17 protein-coding genes are annotated in these 18,905 nt (G+C 66.8%); 7 read left to right on the forward strand and 10 right to left on the reverse strand.

Annotated elements, in window-relative coordinates; translation table 11 throughout:
- Positions 1-82: 82 nt before the first annotated feature.
- The 3 genes from ASG67_RS11820 to ASG67_RS11830 are packed head-to-tail and all read right to left on the reverse strand — an operon-like array spanning position 83 to position 6,073.
- Positions 83-1,645, reverse strand: coding sequence for an efflux transporter outer membrane subunit (locus tag ASG67_RS11820; protein ID WP_056530614.1), 1,563 nt, complete (start codon positions 1,643-1,645; stop codon positions 83-85).
- Positions 1,617-4,820, reverse strand: coding sequence for an efflux RND transporter permease subunit (locus ASG67_RS11825; RefSeq protein ID WP_056530175.1), 3,204 nt, complete (start codon positions 4,818-4,820; stop codon positions 1,617-1,619). The genes ASG67_RS11820 and ASG67_RS11825 overlap by 29 nt, the downstream gene beginning before the upstream one ends.
- A 2-nt stretch (positions 4,821-4,822) precedes the next feature.
- Positions 4,823-6,073, reverse strand: coding sequence for an efflux RND transporter periplasmic adaptor subunit (locus tag ASG67_RS11830; protein WP_056530178.1), 1,251 nt, complete (start codon positions 6,071-6,073; stop codon positions 4,823-4,825).
- Positions 6,074-6,142: 69 nt separating this feature from the next.
- Between ASG67_RS11830 and ASG67_RS11835 the strand changes: the two genes are divergently transcribed.
- Positions 6,143-6,793, forward strand: coding sequence for a TetR/AcrR family transcriptional regulator (locus ASG67_RS11835; protein ID WP_056530181.1), 651 nt, complete (start codon positions 6,143-6,145; stop codon positions 6,791-6,793).
- Positions 6,794-6,796: 3 nt separating this feature from the next.
- Here ASG67_RS11835 and ASG67_RS11840 read toward each other — a convergent pair whose 3' ends face one another.
- Positions 6,797-7,954 (reverse strand): winged helix-turn-helix domain-containing protein, encoded by a 1,158-nt coding sequence (locus tag ASG67_RS11840; RefSeq protein ID WP_056530617.1) that lies wholly within the window; start codon positions 7,952-7,954, stop codon positions 6,797-6,799.
- 98 nt (positions 7,955-8,052) lie between these two features.
- On the opposite strand from ASG67_RS11840, the gene rutB reads away from it, so the two are divergent.
- Genes rutB through rutA form a run of 4 tightly spaced genes read left to right on the forward strand, consistent with a single transcriptional unit; the run spans position 8,053 to position 11,050 of the window.
- On the forward strand, positions 8,053-8,787 hold the full coding sequence (gene rutB, locus ASG67_RS11845; protein ID WP_056530620.1) for a pyrimidine utilization protein B: 735 nt from the start codon (positions 8,053-8,055) through the stop codon (positions 8,785-8,787).
- 13 nt (positions 8,788-8,800) lie between these two features.
- Complete coding sequence (locus ASG67_RS11850) at positions 8,801-9,184, forward strand: Rid family hydrolase (protein ID WP_056530184.1); 384 nt, start codon at positions 8,801-8,803, stop codon at positions 9,182-9,184.
- Positions 9,184-9,972, forward strand: coding sequence for a pyrimidine utilization protein D (gene rutD / locus ASG67_RS11855; protein WP_056530187.1), 789 nt, complete (start codon positions 9,184-9,186; stop codon positions 9,970-9,972). The genes ASG67_RS11850 and rutD overlap by 1 nt, the downstream gene beginning before the upstream one ends.
- 13 nt (positions 9,973-9,985) lie before the next feature.
- The gene (gene rutA, locus ASG67_RS11860; RefSeq protein ID WP_056530190.1) at positions 9,986-11,050 is read left to right on the forward strand and encodes a pyrimidine utilization protein A; all 1,065 of its coding nucleotides are present in this window, start codon (positions 9,986-9,988) and stop codon (positions 11,048-11,050) included.
- 10 nt (positions 11,051-11,060) lie between these two features.
- Here rutA and ASG67_RS11865 read toward each other — a convergent pair whose 3' ends face one another.
- Complete coding sequence (locus ASG67_RS11865; protein ID WP_056530193.1) at positions 11,061-12,230, reverse strand: DUF1501 domain-containing protein; 1,170 nt, start codon at positions 12,228-12,230, stop codon at positions 11,061-11,063.
- Between the two features lie 2 nt (positions 12,231-12,232).
- Complete coding sequence (locus tag ASG67_RS11870; protein WP_235535176.1) at positions 12,233-13,657, reverse strand: DUF1800 domain-containing protein; 1,425 nt, start codon at positions 13,655-13,657, stop codon at positions 12,233-12,235.
- A 114-nt stretch (positions 13,658-13,771) separates the two neighbouring features.
- Between ASG67_RS11870 and ASG67_RS11875 the strand changes: the two genes are divergently transcribed.
- Both ASG67_RS11875 and ASG67_RS11880 read left to right on the forward strand, forming a co-directional pair.
- Positions 13,772-14,947: an acyl-CoA desaturase gene (locus ASG67_RS11875; protein ID WP_056530196.1), complete on the forward strand. Its 1,176-nt coding sequence runs from the start codon at positions 13,772-13,774 to the stop codon at positions 14,945-14,947.
- Positions 14,948-14,989: 42 nt separating this feature from the next.
- Entirely contained in the window at positions 14,990-15,463 is a 474-nt protein-coding gene (locus ASG67_RS11880) for a hypothetical protein (protein ID WP_056530197.1), read from the forward strand.
- A 326-nt stretch (positions 15,464-15,789) separates the two neighbouring features.
- Here the strand turns inward: ASG67_RS11880 and ASG67_RS11885 are convergent, their stop codons facing one another.
- The 4 genes from ASG67_RS11885 to ASG67_RS11905 are packed head-to-tail and all read right to left on the reverse strand — an operon-like array spanning position 15,790 to position 18,904.
- Positions 15,790-17,118, reverse strand: coding sequence for a transporter (locus ASG67_RS11885; RefSeq protein ID WP_162244349.1), 1,329 nt, complete (start codon positions 17,116-17,118; stop codon positions 15,790-15,792).
- A 7-nt stretch (positions 17,119-17,125) separates the two neighbouring features.
- Positions 17,126-17,824: a hypothetical protein gene (locus ASG67_RS19130; protein WP_056530204.1), complete on the reverse strand. Its 699-nt coding sequence runs from the start codon at positions 17,822-17,824 to the stop codon at positions 17,126-17,128.
- A 1-nt stretch (position 17,825) separates the two neighbouring features.
- Positions 17,826-18,521, reverse strand: a complete 696-nt coding sequence (locus tag ASG67_RS11900) for a C39 family peptidase (RefSeq protein WP_056530207.1) — start codon at positions 18,519-18,521, stop codon at positions 17,826-17,828.
- Positions 18,521-18,904, reverse strand: coding sequence for a hypothetical protein (locus ASG67_RS11905; protein ID WP_056530209.1), 384 nt, complete (start codon positions 18,902-18,904; stop codon positions 18,521-18,523). The genes ASG67_RS11900 and ASG67_RS11905 overlap by 1 nt, the downstream gene beginning before the upstream one ends.
- Position 18,905 lies beyond the last annotated feature (1 nt).

Consider the following 18,905-nt stretch of genomic DNA (forward strand, 5'->3'; position numbering starts at 1 on the left):
CGACAGTTCCGTGACAAAGGGAGCCCCTGTCTCGGAACGGCACGCCGCCACCTCCGCCGAAGTGACGGTGACGGCAGGCGGCTTACTGCAACCCGCCGCCCAGCGACCGGTACAGCTCCACCGTATTGTTCTCCCGCGTTAGCCGCGTCGTCACCAGCGCCTGACGCGCGGCATAGGCGGAGCGTTGCGAGTCGAGCGTCGTCAGGAACGAATCGACGCCGGCACGGAACCGCGCGTCCGACAGGCGGGCGGTGATGCCCGCCGCATTGGCGCGCGCGGTTTGCGCCGACACCTGCTCGCCGATCGTGCCGCGCTGCGCCAATGCATCGGCGACCTCGCGGAACGCGGTCTGGATCGCCTGTTCATAGGTCGCGACCGCCACCTGTTGCGAGGCGCGGACATAATCCAGATTGCCCTTGCGCTGGCCGCCGTCGAACAGCGGCAGGGAAACCGCCGGTGAGCCGGTATAGGTGAAGCTGCCACCGCCGAAGAGGCCGGACAGCGCGGTGCTGATCGTGCCCAGCGTCGCGGTCAACGAGATGCTGGGAAAGAAGGCCGCGCGCGCCGCGCCGACATTGGCGTTCTGTGCGATCAACTGATGCTCCGCCTGCAACACATCGGGCCGGCGCAGCAGCGCATCGGACGACAGGTTGCCGGGCAACGCATCGAGCGTATAGGCGCGCTCACCCAAATCGCTGGGCAGCAAGTCGGCGGTAACGGTGGTGCCGACGAGCAGGTTCAGCGCGTTCTGGTCGCGCGCGATCGTGGTCTGCAACGTGGCAATGTCGTTGCGTGCGGATTGATAGTTGGTTTCCGCCTGGCGCACTTCCAGTTCCGAACCGACGCCGATGCGAAACTGCGCCTGTGTCAGGTCGAGTGTCTGCTGGAACGTCTTCAACGTCTCGCGCGACAGGCGAAGCTGTTCCTGATCCGACGCCATGGTCAGCCACGCGGTGGCGATTTCGGCGATCAGGCTGATCCGCGTCGACCGCTGCGCTTCTTCGGACGCAAAATACTGTTCCTGCGCCGCCGTCGTCAGGTTGCGGATGCGCCCGAACAGATCGAGTTCGAACTGCGAGAAGCCGGCATTGACCGAATACGCCTCGATATTCGACGAGGTCGCACCCGTGCCGACACCTGTACCGGTGCCGCCAGTGCCGCCAGTACCGCCCGTCCCGGTGCCGCCGGTGCCGGTGCCACCCGTTCCCGTCCCCCCGGTGCCAGTGCCGGTGCCGCCGCCCGCCGTCGCGCCGGTCGCCCCGAAGATGTTGTTCGTATAGGTGCCCGACGCCGACAGGCTGGTGGTCGGCACCAGACTGGAGCGCTGGACGCGATATTGCGCGCGCGCCTGCAACACGTTGCCCGCCGCGATGCGCAGATTGCGGTTGTTGGCGAGCCCCGTCTCGATCACCTTTTGCAGGCGAGGATCGACGAAGAAGTCGCGGTAACCGATCGCCGTCACGTCGCGCGCGTCGGTGGCCGCTGCGGGATAGGGGCCACCCTGCGGCAGGGTGGCCGGGATCGCGCCCGCCGGCCGGACATAGGTGGGGGCCAGGTTGCAGCCAGCGAGCATCGTCGCCGCGAGCAACACGGAAAGCGAGAGCTTGGTCACGGGGTTACGCTCCCTGCGGCGCGGTGCCGCCATCGGATGATCGATTGCCGCCATCGGGCGTGATGTCCGATGAGGCGTTCTTGTCGTGATGGTCTTCCTTGCCGTGGCCGAACAGGCGACTGACCACGACGAAGAACATCGGCACGAAGAAGATCGCCAGGATCGTTGCCGACAACATGCCGCCGACGACCGCCCGGCCGATCGCGTTCTGGCCACCCGCGCCCGCACCGGTCGACACCGCCAGCGGCAACACGCCGAAGACGAAGGCGAGCGAGGTCATCAGGATCGGGCGAAGCCGCAAGCGGGCCGCCTCCACCGCCGCCTCGAACGGGTGCATGCCCGTCTGGATGCGTTCCTCGGCGAATTCGACGATCAGGATCGCGTTCTTTGCCGACACGCCGATCGTGGTGATCAGACCCACCTGCAGGTAGATGTCGTTGTTCAGCCCGGTCAGCCACGCCGCCAGCAGCGCGCCGACGACGCCCAGCGGCACCACCAGCAGCACCGAAATCGGTACCGACCAGCTTTCGTACAGCGCGGCAAGGCACAGGAACACGATCAGCAGCGACAGGCCGTACAACGCCGGCGCCTGACCACCCGACAAGCGTTCCTCATAGGACAGGCCGGTCCATTCCAGCGCGGTGCCGGGTGGCACCTTGGCGTGCATCTCCTCCAACGCGGCCATCGCCGCACCGGTGCTAAGGCCCTGACCCGGCGAGCCCTGAATCTGCATCGCCGGCTGGCCGTTATAGCGGGTCAGCTGCACCGGTGCCTGCGCCCAGTTCAGCGTCGAGAACGACGTGAACGGTGCCATCGCCCCGGTCGAGCCGCGCACGAAGAAGTCGGCGATATCCTCCGGCGCCATGCGGAACGGCTGATCGGCCTGGATATAGACGCGCTTCACGCGACCGCGATCGATGAAGTCGTTGACGTAAGCACCACCCCACGCGGTCGAGATGGTCGAATTGATCTCTGCCAGATCCAGACCCAGCGCACGCGCCTTGTCCTGATCGATATCGACCTTCAACTGCGGCGCATCCTCTAGGCTGAGCGGGCGGACTTGTGCCAGCCGCTGATCCTGCATCGACATGCCCAGCATCATGTTGCGCGCGGCGAGTAGCTTTTCATGACCGATGCCGCCGGTGTCGACGAGCTGGACGTCGAAGCCGGTGGCGTTGCCGAGTTCCTGCACGGCTGGCGGCACCAGCGCGAAGATCATCGCATCGTGGAACTGCGAGAACGGCCCCATTGCCCGTGCGGCGATCGCCTGTGCCTTGTTGTCGGCGCCCGAACGATCGGCCCATTCCTTCAACTGGATGAAGGCGAGGCCGGCGTTCTGGCCTTGGCCCGCGAACGAGAAACCGTTGATCGTGAACACGCCCTCCACGTTCGCCTTTTCGGCGTTCAGGAAGTGATCGCGGACCAGCGTCAGGCCCTTGTCGGTGCGCGATGCGGTGGCGCCGGACGGCCCCTGCACCAGCGCGATGACGGTGCCCTGATCCTCGTCGGGCAGGAAGCCCGTGGGCAGGCGGATGAACAGGAACGCCATGATGCCGACGATCAGCAGATAGACGAGCATCGACCGTTTCCAGCCGCGGGCGGTGCCCTTGACGGCGCCTTCATACTTGTCGGTACCGCGATCGAACTTGTCGTTGAACCAGCGGAAGAAGCGCGCGAGCGGTCCCTTGCCCTCTGGCTTGTCGTGATCGTGCGGCTTCAGGATCGTGGCGCACAGCGCCGGCGTCAGGATCAGCGCGACCATGACCGACAGGACCATCGCCGACACGATCGTGATCGAGAACTGGCGATAGATCACGCCGGTCGATCCGCCGAAGAACGCCATCGGCAGGAACACCGCCGACAGGACGAGGGCGATACCGACCAGCGCGCCGGTGATCTCGTCCATCGATTTGCGCGCGGCTTCCTTGGGTGACAGCCCCTCGGTCTGGATCAGGCGTTCGACGTTCTCGACGACGACGATGGCGTCATCGACGAGCAGGCCGATCGCCAGCACCATGCCGAACAAGGTCAGCGTGTTGATCGAATAGCCGGCCAGCGCCATCACGCCGAACGTGCCGAGCAGCACGACCGGCACCGCGATCGTCGGAATGATCGTCGCGCGCCAGTTCTGCAGGAACAGGAACATGACGAGGAAGACGAGGATCACCGCCTCGACCAGCGTGTGGATCACCTGCTCCACCGACAGCCGCACGAACGGCGTCGTGTCGTACGGATAGATGACCTTCACGTCGCCGGGGAAGCCCTTGGCGATCTCGGCGACGCGTTCCTTGACCAGGGTGACGGTGTCGAGCGCGTTGGACCCCGGCGCCAGCTTCACGCCGAAGCCGGACGCGGGATGGCCGTTATACTGAAGGTCGAAGCCGTAATTCTCGGCGCCCAGTTCGACCCGCGCGACATCGCGCAGTCGCACGACGGCGCCGCCGGTGTCGGTCTTCAGGCGGATGTTGCCGAATTCCTCGGGCGTCTGGAGCCGCGACTGGACCGAGACGGTCGCATTCAGCATCTGCTCCTTGGGCGATGGCAGGCCGCCGATCTGGCCGGCGGAAACCTGCGCGTTCTGTGCCTGCACCGCCGCCGTCACGTCGGCGATCGTCAGCTGGTAACTGTTGAGCTTGGTCGGATCGACCCAGATGCGCATCGCGTACTGCGCGCCGAAGATCTGCAATTCGCCGACGCCGTCCACACGGCTGATCGGGTCCTGCAACCGCGACACAGTGTAGTCGGCCAGATCGCTGCCGGTGTGCGAGCCGTCGGCGGAATAGAGGCCGACGATCAGCAGGAAGTTGGCGGCCGATTTCGCGACCTGCAGCCCCTGGCGCTGCACCTCCTGCGGCAACAGGGCGGTGGCGGCCTGCAGCTTGTTCTGGACCTGCACCTGCGCGATGTCGGGGTCGGTGCCCTGCTCGAACGTCACGGTGATGGTGACGATGCCGGCCGACGATGACGAAGACGAGAAGTAGCGAAGGTTGTCGATGCCCTTCAGCTGCTGTTCGATGATCTGCGTCGTCGTGGTTTCCAGCGTCGTCGCATCGGCGCCCGGATAGGTCGCGGTGATGGTGACGGCGGGTGGTGCGATCGTCGGGAACTGCGCGATCGGCAGGCTGCGGATCGCCAGCACGCCGGCAAGCATCAGGATGATCGCGATGACCCATGCGAAAATGGGCCGATCGATGAAATAGCGGGCCATCGTTACTTGGCCTGACCGTTATCGGGCTGCGCCTGAGCGGGCTGCGCCTGAGCGGGCTGGGCCTGAGCCGGCTGACCCTGTGCAGGCTGACCCTGTGCAGGCTGACCTGGAGCCGCCTGACCTTGCGGCGCGGGCTTCTCGCTGAACACGACCGGGTTCACCGGCGTACCGGGCCGCAGATTCTGTGCGCCCTCGACGATCACCTTGTCACCCGGCTTCAGGCCGGCGGTGACGAGCCAGTTGGCCCCGATGGTGCGCGGCGCGGTGAGTGTGCGCCCCTCCACCTTGTTGCCCTGGCCGACGACCAGGACGGTCGGCTGGCCCTTTTCGTCGCGGGTCACGGCGCGTTGCGGGACAAGCATGGCGTTCGCCTGGGTTCCCTGGATCAGTTCGGCGCGCACGAACATGCCCGGCAGCAACAGGCCGCGCGGGTTGCCGAAGATCGCCCTGATCGACTGCGTGCCGGTCGCCGGATCGACGGTGACATCGGCGAATTTCAGCGTACCCTCGGTCGCATAGGTCGACCCGTCTTCCAGCTTCAGCTGGACGCGGGCGGCACCGCTGCCACGCGACAGCGAACCGGCCATGATCTGCTGGCGCAGCTTCAGCAGATCCGCGCTCGACTGCTGGATGTCGACGTACATCGGGTCGATCCGCTGGATCGTGGTCAGCGGATTGGTCTGCGCGGCCGATACCAGCGCACCGGTGGTAAAGACCGAACGGCCGATCCGGCCGGCGATCGGCGCGCGGATGGTGGTGCGGGCGAGGTCGATCTGCGCGGTACGCAGCGCCGCCTGCTGCGCGGCTACATCTGCCTCCGCCTGCTGGGCGGAGGTAGTCGCGTTCTCGAAATCCTGCCGCGAGATGGCGTTGATCTTCACCAGTTCGCCGTACCGGCGTGCCAGTGCCTTGCTCGACGCGATGGCGGCGCGCGCGCGGGCCACGGCGGCGCGCGCACTGGCGACCTGTGCCTGGTAAGGCGCGGGATCGATGCGATAGAGCGGCTGGCCGGCGCGGACGAAATCGCCCTCCTGGAACAGGCGCGCCGTCACCAGGCCGTTCACCTGCGGGCGGACTTCCGATGTTTCATAGGCGCTGGTGCGGCCGGGCAGCTCGGTGGTCAGCGTCACCGGTTCCTGGCGCACCGTCACGAATCCGACCTGCGGGGGTGGCGGGGCGGGCGGTGCCTCTTCCTTCCCGCCACAACCTGCCAGAAAGAGCAGCGAAAAGAGCGGGGCGACATGCTTGACCATCGGGGTCCTCGGCGACAAAGGTGTGAGCGAGCGTTCACTCACCTGTTTCGGCGGCTAAACCGATCGTTCATGTTCGTCAAGAAGGATGCTGCGGTGCACAACGCCGAAATTGTCGATGTCACGGGTCCGGCCGAGACAAACCGGGCGGCCATTCGTCGCAACAAGGTCGTCGAATCGGCGCGCACGCTGTTCGCGGAACATGGCTTTCACGGTACCGGCATCGCCCAGATCGCCACGACATCCGGGATCAAGGTCGGCCAGATCTATCGCGATTTCGCCTGTAAGGAGGATATCGTCGCCGCGATCGCCGAACAGAACATGGCGACATTGCTGGACGAGGAAGGACTGCGGCAGGCGATCGACCGGCGCGATCTGGCGGCTGTCCGCACCTGGATGATCGATCTGATCCTGCGCAAGACGACGCCGGACGACGCATCGCTGATGCCCGAGCTGCTCGCCGAATCGGCCCGCAACGAGCGGATCAACGCCATCATGCTCCAATGCGATGCGCGGATTCGGCAGAATGCCGTCCGTGCCCTCTGCCAGGCGGTACCCGATGCGGCGGACGACCGCGTGGCGATCGCGGCGGACCTGATGATGATGGTGATGATGGGCGTCTGCTGCCGCCGGATCGCCCTGGTTCAGGACGACCCGGCCCAGATGGACAGCGGCATCCGCCTGTTCATCGATCAGCAGATCGCCAGCCTGTCGGACGCCTGACGGTCAAGCCAGTCCGGTATTGAGGTCGAGCCACACCGCCATCCGTTGCAGTTCGGTTTCCAGCGCCGCGATCGCCTCGGATGGTGCACCTGCTTCCCAGTGCACCGCCTGCACCAGCAGTCGTCGGGCGGCACGGTCCGCCTTCAGGTCGACCCGCGCGATCAGGTGCTCGCCGTACAGGAACGGCAGGACGTAATAGCCATGCTGGCGGCGATCGGCCGGCGTGTAGATCTCGATGCGATAGCGGTATCCGAACAGCCGTTCGGTGCGGGCCCGTTCCCAGATCAGCGGGTCGAACGGCGCCAACAGCGCCTGTGCGACGATCCGCCGCGGGCGGCGGGCGTCGCGGTGCAGGAAGGTCGCCGGCCAGTCGGTTATCTCGACTGGCCGGAGCACGCCTTCCTCGCACAGCGTGGCGATTGCCAGCCGCGTGGAAGCGGGATCAAGGCGGAAATAATCGCGCAGCTCGCCGGCGGTGGCGATGCCCATCGCGCGGGCCGCCCGATCGATCAGCATCCGCTGCGCGGTCGCCTCGTCGGGCGTCGGCAGGGCGAGAATAGCGGGCGGGATCACTCGTTCGGTCAGGTCGTACACCCGCTCGAACCCCCGCCGCCGGGTCAGGGTGGTGATATGGCCGGCATAAAACAGCCATTCGAGCATCCGTTTCGGCTCGCTCCACGTCCACCAGCCAGTGCGGCCCGTTTCGATGTCCGACGCGGCGAGTGGGCCGTCCGTGCGGATGCGGTCCAGCAACGCCATCGCCTCCGCCCGGCGCTCGCCCGCGAACAGGCGCATGCTGCCGTAACCCGCCTCGCCGCGATCGGCGCGCGCCATGCGCCAGCGGAACAGGGGGTGCGACGCCAGCGGGAGAAGCGATGCCTCATGCGCCCAATATTCGAACATCCGGCGTTCCCCGCGCGGTCCCCAGGCCGCCCGGTCGAGCAGCGTCCGGTCATAGCCGCCAAGTCGCGAAAAGGCGGGCAGGTAGTGCGCGCGGACCAGCACGTTGACGCTGTCGATCTGGTGTAGGCCGAGCCGGTCGATGGCGCGGCGCAGATGGCCCTGATTGATCGGCGCATCGGCCAGAGCGGAACGATCGCCAAAACCCTGGGCGGCCAGGGCAATGCGGCGGGCCTGGGCGAGGGGGATGTGTTCGATCACGGCGGCGATCGTGGGCGGTGGGATGCCGGACGGCAAGCGCCGAACGGGTCGACACGAGGCGCTTGTACAAATTGTGCATCTGCACAATCATGCGCGACATGGATCAACAGCTCGGCGTCGTCGATCACCGTCCCGCGCAGACCGCCGGCACCATGGTGCTGCCCGCACGGCCCGAACCGATTCGCCTGTCGCCCGCCGATACTGCGGTCGTAGTGATCGACATGCAGAACGCTTATGCGACCGAGGGCGGTTATGTCGATCTGGCCGGCTTCGACATCGCCGGCGCCGCCTCTGTCATCGGCCGCATCGCGCAGGTGTTGGATACGGCGCGGAGCGCGGGGATGCCGGTGATCTTCCTGCAGAACGGCTGGGACGGCGAGTATGTCGAGGCCGGCACGCCCGCCTCGCCCAACTGGCATAAATCGAACGCGCTGAAGACGATGCGCGCGCAACCGGAGCTTGCCGGGCAATTGCTGGCACGCGGTGGCTGGGATTACGAACTGGTCGATGCGCTGACCCCGCAGCCCGGCGACATCCGCGTCCACAAGACGCGTTATTCGGCGTTCTTCAATTCACAACTCGACAGCATCCTGCGCGCGCGCGGCATCCGCACGATCGTGTTCGTCGGCATCGCCAGCAACGTGTGCGTCGAATCGACGCTGCGCGACGGCTTTCACCTCGAATATTTCGGCGTGATGCTGGAGGATGCGACGCATCACCTGGGGCCGGACTTCATCCAGGCGGCGACCGTCTACAATGTCGAGAAGTTCTTTGGCTGGGTATCGACCGTCGCCGATTTCTGCGGTGCCGTCGGCCAACAACCCGCCGTCTGATCGAGGAAACCCCATGCCCTTCGAACCGATCAATCCGCCCGAGTTTCCCACCCCCATCGCGCCCTATTCGGCCGGCGCGAAGGCGGGAAACACCGTCTATGTCTCGGGCGTGCTGGCGCTCGGCGAGGGCGGCGTCGTGCTGCACCCGGGCGATGCCGCGGCGCAGACGCGGGTGGTGATGGACACGATCCGCACGACGCTGGCGGTGGCGGGTGCGACGCTGGAGGATGTGGCGATGAACCATATCTTCCTGAAGGACTTCGCCGATTATGCCGCGTTCAATACCGTTTATGCCGAGTATTTTCCCGGCGCGAAGCCGGCGCGATATTGCATCAAGGCGGAACTGGTGAAGGCCGATTGCCTGGTCGAGATCGCCTCGGTCGCGCACCTTTCCTGATGACCCTCGTCGCCGGGCTGTACCACGAACTGCACGGCCCCGCCGACGCACCGGTGCTGCTGCTGTCGTCCGGTCTCGGCGGGTCGGCGGGATATTGGGCGCCGAACCTAGCCGCACTCGCCGACCGGCACCGCGTCATCGTGTACGACCATCGCGGCACCGGTCGCTCGGATCGCGCGGTCGAGGTTATATTGACGCTGGAGTCGCTCGGCGACGACATGCGCCTGCTGCTCGATGGGCTGGGGATCGAGCGGGCGACGGTGATCGGCCATGCGGTCGGCGGCATGGCCGGCATGGCGATGGCGCTGGCGACGCCGGAACGGGTAGAGCGGCTGGCGGTCATCAACGGCTGGGCGCGGCTCGACCGACATACCGCGCGTTGTTTCGACACGCGGCTCGCATTGCTGCGCGCCAGTGGTCCGCGTGCCTATCTCCATGCGCAACCGCTGTTCCTGTATCCGCCGCAATGGATCAGCGACCATCATGATGAGTTGCTGGCCGAAGAGGAGGCGCAGCTGGCGCATTTCCCCGGTGCCGACATGATCGAACGCCGCATCGCCGCCGCTCGCCGCTTCGACGTGGTGGAACGCCTAGCGCAGCTGAAGCCGCTGACGCTGTTCGTGTCGAGCGACGACGACATGCTGGTGCCGCCTGCCGCGTCCGCGCGGATGTACGCGCGGCTGCCGGGATCGCAACTGGCGCAACTGGCGGAGGGTGGCCATGCGTGCAACGTCACCCGCGCCGATCATTTCAACCGGTGGCTGCTCGACTGGCTCGACGGCGAATAAGGGATCACGTGACATGCAGGTCGGCGTCTTCGTTCCCATCAACAACAATGGCTGGCTGATCTCGAAGACCGCGCCGCAATACATGCCGTCGTTTGACCTGAACAAGGCGATCGCGCTGAAGGCGGAGGAACACGGCCTCGACTTCCTGCTGTCGATGATAAAGCTGCGCGGTTTCGGCGGCGCGACCGAGTTCTGGGAATATGGGCTGGAGAGCTTCACGCTGATGGCCGGCCTCGCCGCCGTTACCGAGCGCATCAAGATATACGCCACCTGCCCCACGCTCATCATCCCGCCCGCCTTCGCCGCGCGGATGTGCAACACGATCGATTCGATCAGCCACGGGCGCTTCGGCCTGAACCTCATCACCGGGTGGCAACGGCCCGAATACAGCCAGATGGGGCTATGGCCGGGCGACGAGCATTTCCGCAACCGATACAAGATGCTCGGCGAATACGCCCAGATCCTGCGTGAATTGTGGGAGACGGGGCGCAGCGACCTGAAGGGTGAATATTACCAGATGGACGACTGCCTCGTCCGGCCCAGGCCCGATGGCGACATGAAGATCATCTGCGCGGGTTCGTCCGACGAGGGCCTGGCGTTCTCGGCTGAGTGGGCCGACTATGCGTTCTGTCTGGGCAAGGGCGTGAACACGCCGACCGCCTTTGCCGGCAACAACGAACGCCTCGCGCTGGCCACCGCCAAGACCGGGCGCGACGTGTCCGTCTTCGTTCTCGTCATGATCATCGCCGCAGAGACGGACGAGGAGGCGATGGCGAAATGGCGCCTGTACAACGACGGCGTCGATCACGAGGCGATCGCATGGCTCACCGATCAGGGGGCGGCCGACAAGCATAACGCGACCACCAACGTCCGCCAGCTCGCCGCGCCGGAAGGGGCGGTGAACATCAACATGGGAACCTTGGTCGGAAGCTACGAAAGCGTCGCGCGGATGCTGGACGAAATGGCGACGGTGCCAAACACCGGCGGCGTGCTGCTGACGTTCGACGATTTCCTCGAAGGGGTGGAGGCGTTCGGCACGCGCATCCAGCCGTTGATGAAGAGCCGGAGTGTGAAATAAGCGGAAAGGGTCAGGCGACCAGCCCCTCCACCACCTTCGTTCCGCCACCGGCCGGAAACAGCGCCTTCATCGCCAACGCCGGCTCCAGCCCGAAATGCCCCGCCACCGCGCCACCGATCAGCGCGTCGAGCGCCATCGTCGCCTTCAGGTCGCGGCCCTCGTACAACGCCGCCGGCGCCAGCCCCGGCCAGTCGGCCAGCACCCGGCCACCCTTCACGCCACCACCGATCAGCATCGCCGCCGCGCCGGTGCCATGATCGGTGCCGCCGGTGCCATTGACCGCCACCGTCCGACCGAACTCGGTCGCAACGATTACCAACGTGTTCGCCCACAACGGCCCCATGCCATCACGCAAGCCACCGATCATCGCGTCCAGCCCCTTCAGCTGCGCCGCCAGCCGTCCGCGCTGGCCGGCATGCGTGTCCCAGCCGCCGGTTTCGATCATCGCGATCCGCGCGCCATTGGCCGGGATCAGCAGCTTCGCCGCCAGCGCGCCCGTTGCGGCGGCGTTGCGGCCGTCGTCCTGCGCCAGATCGCCGGTCAGCGTGCGCGTCCGCATCGCCTCGTCCCACAGGCCGTGAAGCTGGGCATCGCCCTGATACATCGTCGTCACCCGCGCGAGCAGATCGTCCGACGCATCCGGCAAGTTCGAGGGCGCATAGGACGCCACCTCGCGCCGCCCGCGCAGCGCCATTGGCACCGTCGTCGCCACCGCGATCGCCCGTGCCTCGCTGGCCGGCAGCAACGTCAGCAACCGGTTGAGCCAGCCGTCCTTCAACTGGTACGCCCCGCTGCCGCCCGTCTCCAGCACGTTCTGCCCGTCGAAATGCGACCGGTCGCGATAGGGTGAGGCCAGCGCCTGCGCGAACAACGCCTGATGCTGGCCATATAGCGCGGCGGTGCGCGCCATCGCCGGATGCAGCGCGAACATCGCGTCCAGCTTCGTGCCAGTCGCCACATCGGCGGCCAGATCGCCGCGCACGCCCGCAAAGGCGGGATCGCCGACCGCGCCGATCGTCCCCAGCCCATCCGCCGCGCCGCGCTGGATAGTGAATACCAGCCGCTGTTCCGTCGCCGACTTGGCGAACGCCACACGCGGTACGAGGCCGAGGCCCGCCAGCCCCAACGTGCCGCGCACGATCAGCGAACGCCGATCAATCCGGATCTGGGAATCGGTCATGCTCACCTCCGCATGCTTTCAGGGGCCACCAGCAACAGCGCCAGCGCCTCGGCCGGGCTTTCTGCCCGCGCGATCGCCTGCGTCGTCAGGGCAGAGACACCGCCCGGAAATAGCCGGCCCGTCAGCGCCCGCGCATCCGTCACGCCGCCGCGCCCGGCGAAGCGCGATGCCGCCTCGACCCGGCGCAGGATCGCGTCCGGCCCTGCCCAGGCGGCGGCGGTGTCGTCGTAGCCGGAGGGCTGACCCGGTTTCCACACCGGCTGACCGAGCTGCGTCATCAGGCCCGCGACGACGCCGGGCCGCACCTCGCGCTGGCCGAGCGCGCGCATCGACGCGATGCCCCAATCCCACGGGTTGCGGAATTTCGCGCCCGTCCATGCCTCCGGCGACTCGACGATCGCGCGGTACATGGTCGGAAGATCGCCACCGGATCGCAGGTACGCCGCCTCCAGCCGCGCGACCATCGCGGGCGGCGGATCGTCGGCGGCAAAATGCCGCGTCAGCTTGGTCGCAAGATGCCGCGCGGTCGCAGGATGTGTCGCCAGATCGGCCAGTACCGCCTGTCCCTGTGCTTCCCCCGCTGCGCCATACCGCTTGCCCAGCATCATGCGATCGCCCGGTTCGTGCAGCGCCGGTGCGAACAGGAACGCGCCCGGCTCCGCCTGTCGAAGCGGCCCCAGTCCGCCGACCGTCCAGCCGGTCAACGCGCGCGCCAGTTCGGTCACGTCCGCCTGACCATAGCCGGTCCGCACGCCCAGCGTGTGCAGTTCGAGTATCTCGCGCGCCAGATTCTCGTTCAGCCCCGCGCGCTTGCCGCCGCGTGCCGCCGCCCGCTGGCCACGCTGGCTGCCGGGGCCGATCGACACCGCCTGATCGAGATAGAGCAGCATCGCCGGATGCCGCTCCACCGCGCCCAGCATATCGCCGAACTTGCCCAGCACATGCGGGCGGATCGCCTCGAACTCCATCGGCCCGGCGAACCCCACCACCGTCTGCTTGTCCGCCGACACCGCAAAATGGTTCGCCCAGAAATGCACCATCCGCTCGACGAACGGCGCATCGGTCAGCAACGCCGCTTGCGCCCGCGCACCGATCGCGGTGGCATAGGCTTCGCGGAACGGCCGCTTCTTGTCATCGGCCATCGCGGTCGGTGCCGGCGGCGTCGGCATGATGGCGTCGGCCGCGGGCATCATCGTCGGGGCAGGTGCAGCCGTCTGCATCCGCATCGCCCGCCGTTCGTCCTGATACGCGATCAGATCGATCGCCACCGTCCGCGTCACCGGTGCCGCGGCGATCGGCGCGGGCCGGGGATGGTATTGGTCGAACTGCGCGATCAGCCAGCGTTGCGGATCGCCGCCGACGCTATCGCCGGGTCGTGCGCCCAACCCGAATCGGGTCAGCGCGATATTGGGGTTCGGAGTCGCCAAGATCCTTCTCCTCGCCCCAGGATATACGCCCGATCTGTCGCAGAAGTGTGTCCGTCCCCCATCATCCTGCAAGCCGCCTTTTCCCGGGCACAATCAGGCGCTAACCGGATCGTGATGAACCAGACCGCGCATGCCGACGACATCGTCTATCCCTCGGCCGTTCCCTTCCTGCTGATCCACCTCGCCGCGTTCGCCGCGATCTGGACGGGGGTGACGACGACGGCGCTGGTGATGGGCGCGGCCCTGTACGGGTTGCGGATGTTCGGGGTGACGGCGGGGTATCACCGTTATTTCTCGCACCGCGCCTATACCACCAGCCGCGCCTTCCAGTTCGTGCTGGCGCTACTGGCGCAAAGCACCGCGCAGAAGAGCGTGTTGTGGTGGGCGGCCAAGCATCGCCATCACCACCGCTATGCCGACACGCCCGACGATGTGCATTCGCCGCGCCACACCGGTTTCCTGTACAGCCATGTCGGCTGGATCTTCGCGCGCAAGCATGACGTCGCCGATCTGTCCGTGGTGCCGGACCTGACGCGCTATCCCGAATTGCGCTGGCTGCACGCTCACGAACATGTGCCGGCGATCGGCCTCGCGCTTATCAGCCTGGCCATCGGCGGCTGGTCGGGCCTGATCGTCGGCTTCGTGTGGAGCACGGTCCTGGTCTATCATGCGACGTTCTGCATCAACTCGCTGGCGCATGTCCGTGGCTCGACCCGATATGTGACGGGCGACGATTCGCGCAACAACCTGGTGCTGGCGATCGCGACGATGGGCGAGGGCTGGCACAACAACCACCATGCGTTCCAGAGCAGCGCACGACAGGGCTTTCGCTGGTGGGAGGTCGACATGACCTTTTACATCCTGACGATGCTTTCATGGGTCGGCATCGTCTCGGCGTTGAAGAAGCCGCCGGTCGGCGTGTTGCGCAACGAACAGCGACTTGGCGCCAAGGTGATCGCGCGCACTTCCGAACAGCTCGCCGGCCAATTCTGCGCCGAGCGGATCGCCGGTCGCCTGCGCGCGAGCTGGCCGGAGGCGGAGCTGGCGGCGCTGCGCGCCACGCTGGTCGCGCAGGCAGAGGCGTCGGGCGCGCTGTGGCATCGGTTCCACCCGCATCTGCCCAGCCGCGATGCCCTGCTGGCCGAGGCACGGACGCTGTTCGCGCGCACGCCGTCACTCGACGAGATCGTCGACCGCGCGCATGCGCTGGTGCTGGCGGCGGTCGGCCGGCAATTGGCGGTGATCGGGGTTGGCGCCGGGGCGGAGGCGAATAGCCCGCTCGTGCGTTAGGCGGCAATCGGGGGATATTCCCCACTCGGAGACCGCACACCGATGATTACCGATATCGCAGAACTCGACCGGCTTCGCGACGAATGCCGGCGAATGGTGACGCAGCGATCGATGATGTCGGCGGGGGCGGCGGTGGTCCCCGTGCCGGGCGCCGATCTGGTCGCCGATGTCGGCCTGTTGTCGAACATGCTGCCCGCGATCAGCGCGAAATTCCAACTGGACCACGAACAGGTGCAGAAGCTGGAACCGCGCATGGGCCAGCAGGTGTTGGTGATCGCATCCAGCATGGGCAACAACGTGATCGGCCGCATGGTGACGCGCAAGCTGGTGGTCGCGCTGTTGAAGCGTATGGGCGTCCGCGTCGCCACCGCCTCGGTGGCCAAATACGTGCCGTTCATCGGATCGGCGGTCGCGGCGACGATCAGCTTTGGCGCGATGAAGCTGATCGGCAACGGCCATATCGACGATTGCTACCGCACCGCCCGCGAACTGATGGGCCAGCCGCTGCCGAAATGACCTGCTCCAGCCGTTCGTCCCGAGTAGGGATTGAGCCTGTCGAAAGCCCGTATCGAGGGACAGGTTGTCGCACGCAACGGTGCCTCGATACGAGCCCTCGATACGCCCCTGCAGGGCTACTCGGTCTCTACTCCGCACGAACGGGTCAGGTGAAATCGTCAAATTGACGACGCGGGGTATGTCCTACACTGCGTTACTGCATTATTCCCGACGAACGATAGCTCTTTCCCACCGTCCATCGCACCAACCAGCGTTATAATCGCGCGCGCGCAGACACATGCGCGCGCGCCCGCGGCCGTGAGGGTGACTTTAGTGACTTTCCGCCGTCAGTGGCCGGTCAACAACACGGTCGGCACCCGCAACACGGTGCGCAGATCTGTCGCGTCGTCGGTGGCGCCCAATTCGACCGACCAGTTCACGCTCGACCGGTCGGTGACGCGGTACGTGACGCCGAACAGCAGCCGCCCGATCTGCAGGTCACGCGACGTCGTCATCCGCGTGTCGCCCCAGGTAGCATTGGCCTGCAGCAACTGGGTCCGCGTCTTCGTTCCCAACGCCCAGCTATGCGCGTACCCCAGGTTCAGCGTCGTGCGCTGGTTGAAGGAGATGCCGATGCCCGCACTCGCCGAAATCGCATCGCCGGGATCGACATACGAGATCAGCACCGGCGGAATCTCGGTGTTCACGTTCTTGCCCAGGTTGAACGTGTAACCAAGCGTTCCGAACAGCACGACCGGATCGCTGGGCAGGATCGCGGTCAGGCTGGGCGCAATGCCCCAAAACCCGGCACCAGTGGCGGCCCGGCGCGCCCGGCCCAGCGGGTCGCGTGGGATCGCGAACGGGTCGCTCCCCGTCGGGATCACGCCTTGCAGGTTGGCGATCAGATACGGCGTGCCACCGCGCCCGTCGAGCAGCTGGTATCGCGCCGTCACCTCCAGATCGCCGATGCCGTTGCCCTTCACCGAATTGTCGATGGTGGCGGCCGAGTCGTTGGTGGTGCTGCCCGATATCGGCGCGAGGATCGACGAATCGGACCGGTGTACGACCGGTAACCGGACGCCCAGTTCCAGCCGGTTGGTCAGCCCGTAACGGAGCGCCGCAGAGCTGGTGATGACGTCCTGCCGGCTTTCGTTGATGTCGAATACGCCGACCAGCACCGCCTCGACCAGCTCGATCCCGCGGAACACCGCCCGGTTGCGGTCGGCGCGGGCATAATCCAGCTGCACTTCGCCGGTGAGCTGCCCCTTGCGGGTCACGATGCTGCCGGCGCTATCGAGCACCGCCAGTTCGATCGGCCGATCCTCCGCCACGGGGGCCTGACCGACGCGTTCCAGCGGCGCGAGTGGCGGCTGCAGCACCCCCGCCGGATCGCCCGGTGTTCCCGGCGCCCCGGCCTGCGCCGCCAGCACGGCGGGCGCGGGGGGCAGCGGTGCGCCGGCGATCGCCACGGCCTGAGGTTGATCGAGCCGGCGCTGCAGTTCGGCGAGGCGCTCGTCCTGCGCATCGATCCGCGCCTGTTGCGCCTTCAACTGCGCCTGTGCGGCATCGAGCTGTTGCTGGACGGTGGGGCGGGCGGGGCGACGTTGGGCGTCGACGGGCAGGGCGATCAGCCCCGTTCCTGCAAGCAGCGCGGCGACGAATCCTGATCCCCTCATTGGCCCCTCATTGACGGAATTGCATGGCGTTGATCGCCACATCCTGCACCCGCAACATCGACGATCCAAGCACATCCGGTCCGGCGTTGTGCAGATCGATGCCGATTGCGGTGGAGGTATCGATCGCCCGGTCGTTGCCCGCATTGGCGATCGCCGTTCCGAACGCGCTGCCCGCCAGATGCGTGATCGTCAGGTCGGCGGCGCGCAGCTCGGCCACTTGCAAGGCGCCGCGTGTCGACTGGCTGACGGTGCCATTATCGGTCACGACGCCCTCACCGGTAACCGGCACCAGGCCCGCCGCGACCGGCGCCGCGCCGCCCGACAGGGTAAGCGACACCGCCGGCGTCCCGCCACTCGCGCTGATCTGGATGCCGTTGCGGCTGTCATAGGTGACGACGGGCATCGCCGGATCGCCGCTGGCCCCGGCATTGCCGCCACCGGCCGCCACCGTCTCGCCGGACCTGGGGGCATAGACGGTCAGCGTCGGTGTGCCATGGTCCGCCTGGAACACCGATCGCAGGACCACCGCGCCGTTGATCGCGGTCTGCGTCTGCACGGTCAGCGCGACATCGATCCCGCTCGGCAACCGGAACCCGCCGCGCTGCGCCGCCAGTACCTCGTTGGGTAACGGGTCGGGCAACGGCGCTAGCGGTGCAGCATCCGGTGCGGCCTGCATCGACAGCAGCAGGATCAGGATGCCGTGCATCTCAGAAATCTCCACGGAAGGGATTGGTCAGCGACAGCGCCTGCTGGCTGACCGGATCGGCGAACCGCCCGCCGATCGGCGCCCGTGTATAGGCGACCCATTGCCGTTCCTGATTAAAGCGCGACTTCGCCCGCGCCTGATCCTGCGACAACACGAAATAGATGCCGTTCCAGGCGCCTTCGAACTCGGCGCGCGGCATCACGGTCAGCCCGCTCGACGGATCGCCGAGCAGCACCTCGTCACGCTGCACGCCCTTCACGACGACGAAATGGCGGTAGTTCTTCACCGCGATCAGGGCGATGCCGGGCACCCCGGTGGCGGCGACCTTGTCCAGCGACACCTTGTATCCGTCCGCCGACAACTGATGGCTGGCCAGCCAGCGCTTCATGTCGAGCAGGGAGAAGCCGACCCGGCGGATCTGGTCGCGATCGCCGCGCGCCCACATGCCGCGAAACGCATCGTCCTCACGCACCGCCAGATCGTAATGATAACGCAACAGGGTCGCGAGCGCCGCGGATCCGCAGCTGAAATCATATCGTTGGCGGATGACGCCGTCGAACCGGCGCTCGACGACGCTGGTGACGGGTACGGCGTAATCGCCGACGGGACCGACCGGTGCCACGAACCGCGTGGTGCCGACGACATGGTCGGCACAGGCCGACAGCGCCAGCGCCAGGATCAAGGCCGCAGCCCGCATCACTGCCCCGGCGTGATCGAGATGTTGACCGCCATTGCCGCGTTGATCGCGACGTTGTTGCCGGTGTTGACGTTCAGGATCGACAGACCGGACATGTTCTGGAAGGCGTTGTCGGCGATCTGCGCGTTGCCGGTGGTGGCATTGTCGCCGATGCTGTTTCGCGACACGCCGGCATTTTGGGTGTTGGTCGCGATCTGGGCGGTGTCGGCGCGGCCGGCGATATCGTGCAGGGCGGTGTCGTCGATCGTCGCGACGTCGAAGGGGGAGGCCGAAACGGGCTCGGTCGTGGTCGGCGCCGTCTGAGCGGCTGCCGTGGTCGCGAAGGCCGTCGCGAGGACTGTGCCCCAGATAGCGAGGGCGGGGCGGCCCGGAAGGGAGATCATC

The sequence above is a fragment of the Sphingomonas sp. Leaf339 genome, from assembly GCF_001426195.1.
Classification (GTDB): Bacteria; Pseudomonadota; Alphaproteobacteria; order Sphingomonadales; family Sphingomonadaceae; genus Sphingomonas.

Coding starts and splice junctions, on each gene's coding strand:
- ASG67_RS11900 (WP_056530207.1), bottom strand. CDS start 18,521: ATGCGGGCTGCGGCCTTGATCCTGGCGCTGGCGCTGTCGGCCTGTGCC.
- ASG67_RS11865 (WP_056530193.1), bottom strand. CDS start 12,230: ATGACCGATTCCCAGATCCGGATTGATCGGCGTTCGCTGATCGTGCGC.
- rutA (WP_056530190.1), top strand. CDS start 9,986: ATGCAGGTCGGCGTCTTCGTTCCCATCAACAACAATGGCTGGCTGATC.
- ASG67_RS11880 (WP_056530197.1), top strand. CDS start 14,990: ATGATTACCGATATCGCAGAACTCGACCGGCTTCGCGACGAATGCCGG.
- ASG67_RS19130 (WP_056530204.1), bottom strand. CDS start 17,824: ATGCACGGCATCCTGATCCTGCTGCTGTCGATGCAGGCCGCACCGGAT.
- ASG67_RS11875 (WP_056530196.1), top strand. CDS start 13,772: ATGAACCAGACCGCGCATGCCGACGACATCGTCTATCCCTCGGCCGTT.
- ASG67_RS11830 (WP_056530178.1), bottom strand. CDS start 6,073: ATGGTCAAGCATGTCGCCCCGCTCTTTTCGCTGCTCTTTCTGGCAGGT.
- ASG67_RS11885 (WP_162244349.1), bottom strand. CDS start 17,118: ATGAGGGGATCAGGATTCGTCGCCGCGCTGCTTGCAGGAACGGGGCTG.
- rutB (WP_056530620.1), top strand. CDS start 8,053: ATGGATCAACAGCTCGGCGTCGTCGATCACCGTCCCGCGCAGACCGCC.
- rutD (WP_056530187.1), top strand. CDS start 9,184: ATGACCCTCGTCGCCGGGCTGTACCACGAACTGCACGGCCCCGCCGAC.
- ASG67_RS11905 (WP_056530209.1), bottom strand. CDS start 18,904: ATGATCTCCCTTCCGGGCCGCCCCGCCCTCGCTATCTGGGGCACAGTC.
- ASG67_RS11850 (WP_056530184.1), top strand. CDS start 8,801: ATGCCCTTCGAACCGATCAATCCGCCCGAGTTTCCCACCCCCATCGCG.
- ASG67_RS11835 (WP_056530181.1), top strand. CDS start 6,143: ATGTTCGTCAAGAAGGATGCTGCGGTGCACAACGCCGAAATTGTCGAT.
- ASG67_RS11825 (WP_056530175.1), bottom strand. CDS start 4,820: ATGGCCCGCTATTTCATCGATCGGCCCATTTTCGCATGGGTCATCGCG.
- ASG67_RS11820 (WP_056530614.1), bottom strand. CDS start 1,645: ATGGCGGCACCGCGCCGCAGGGAGCGTAACCCCGTGACCAAGCTCTCG.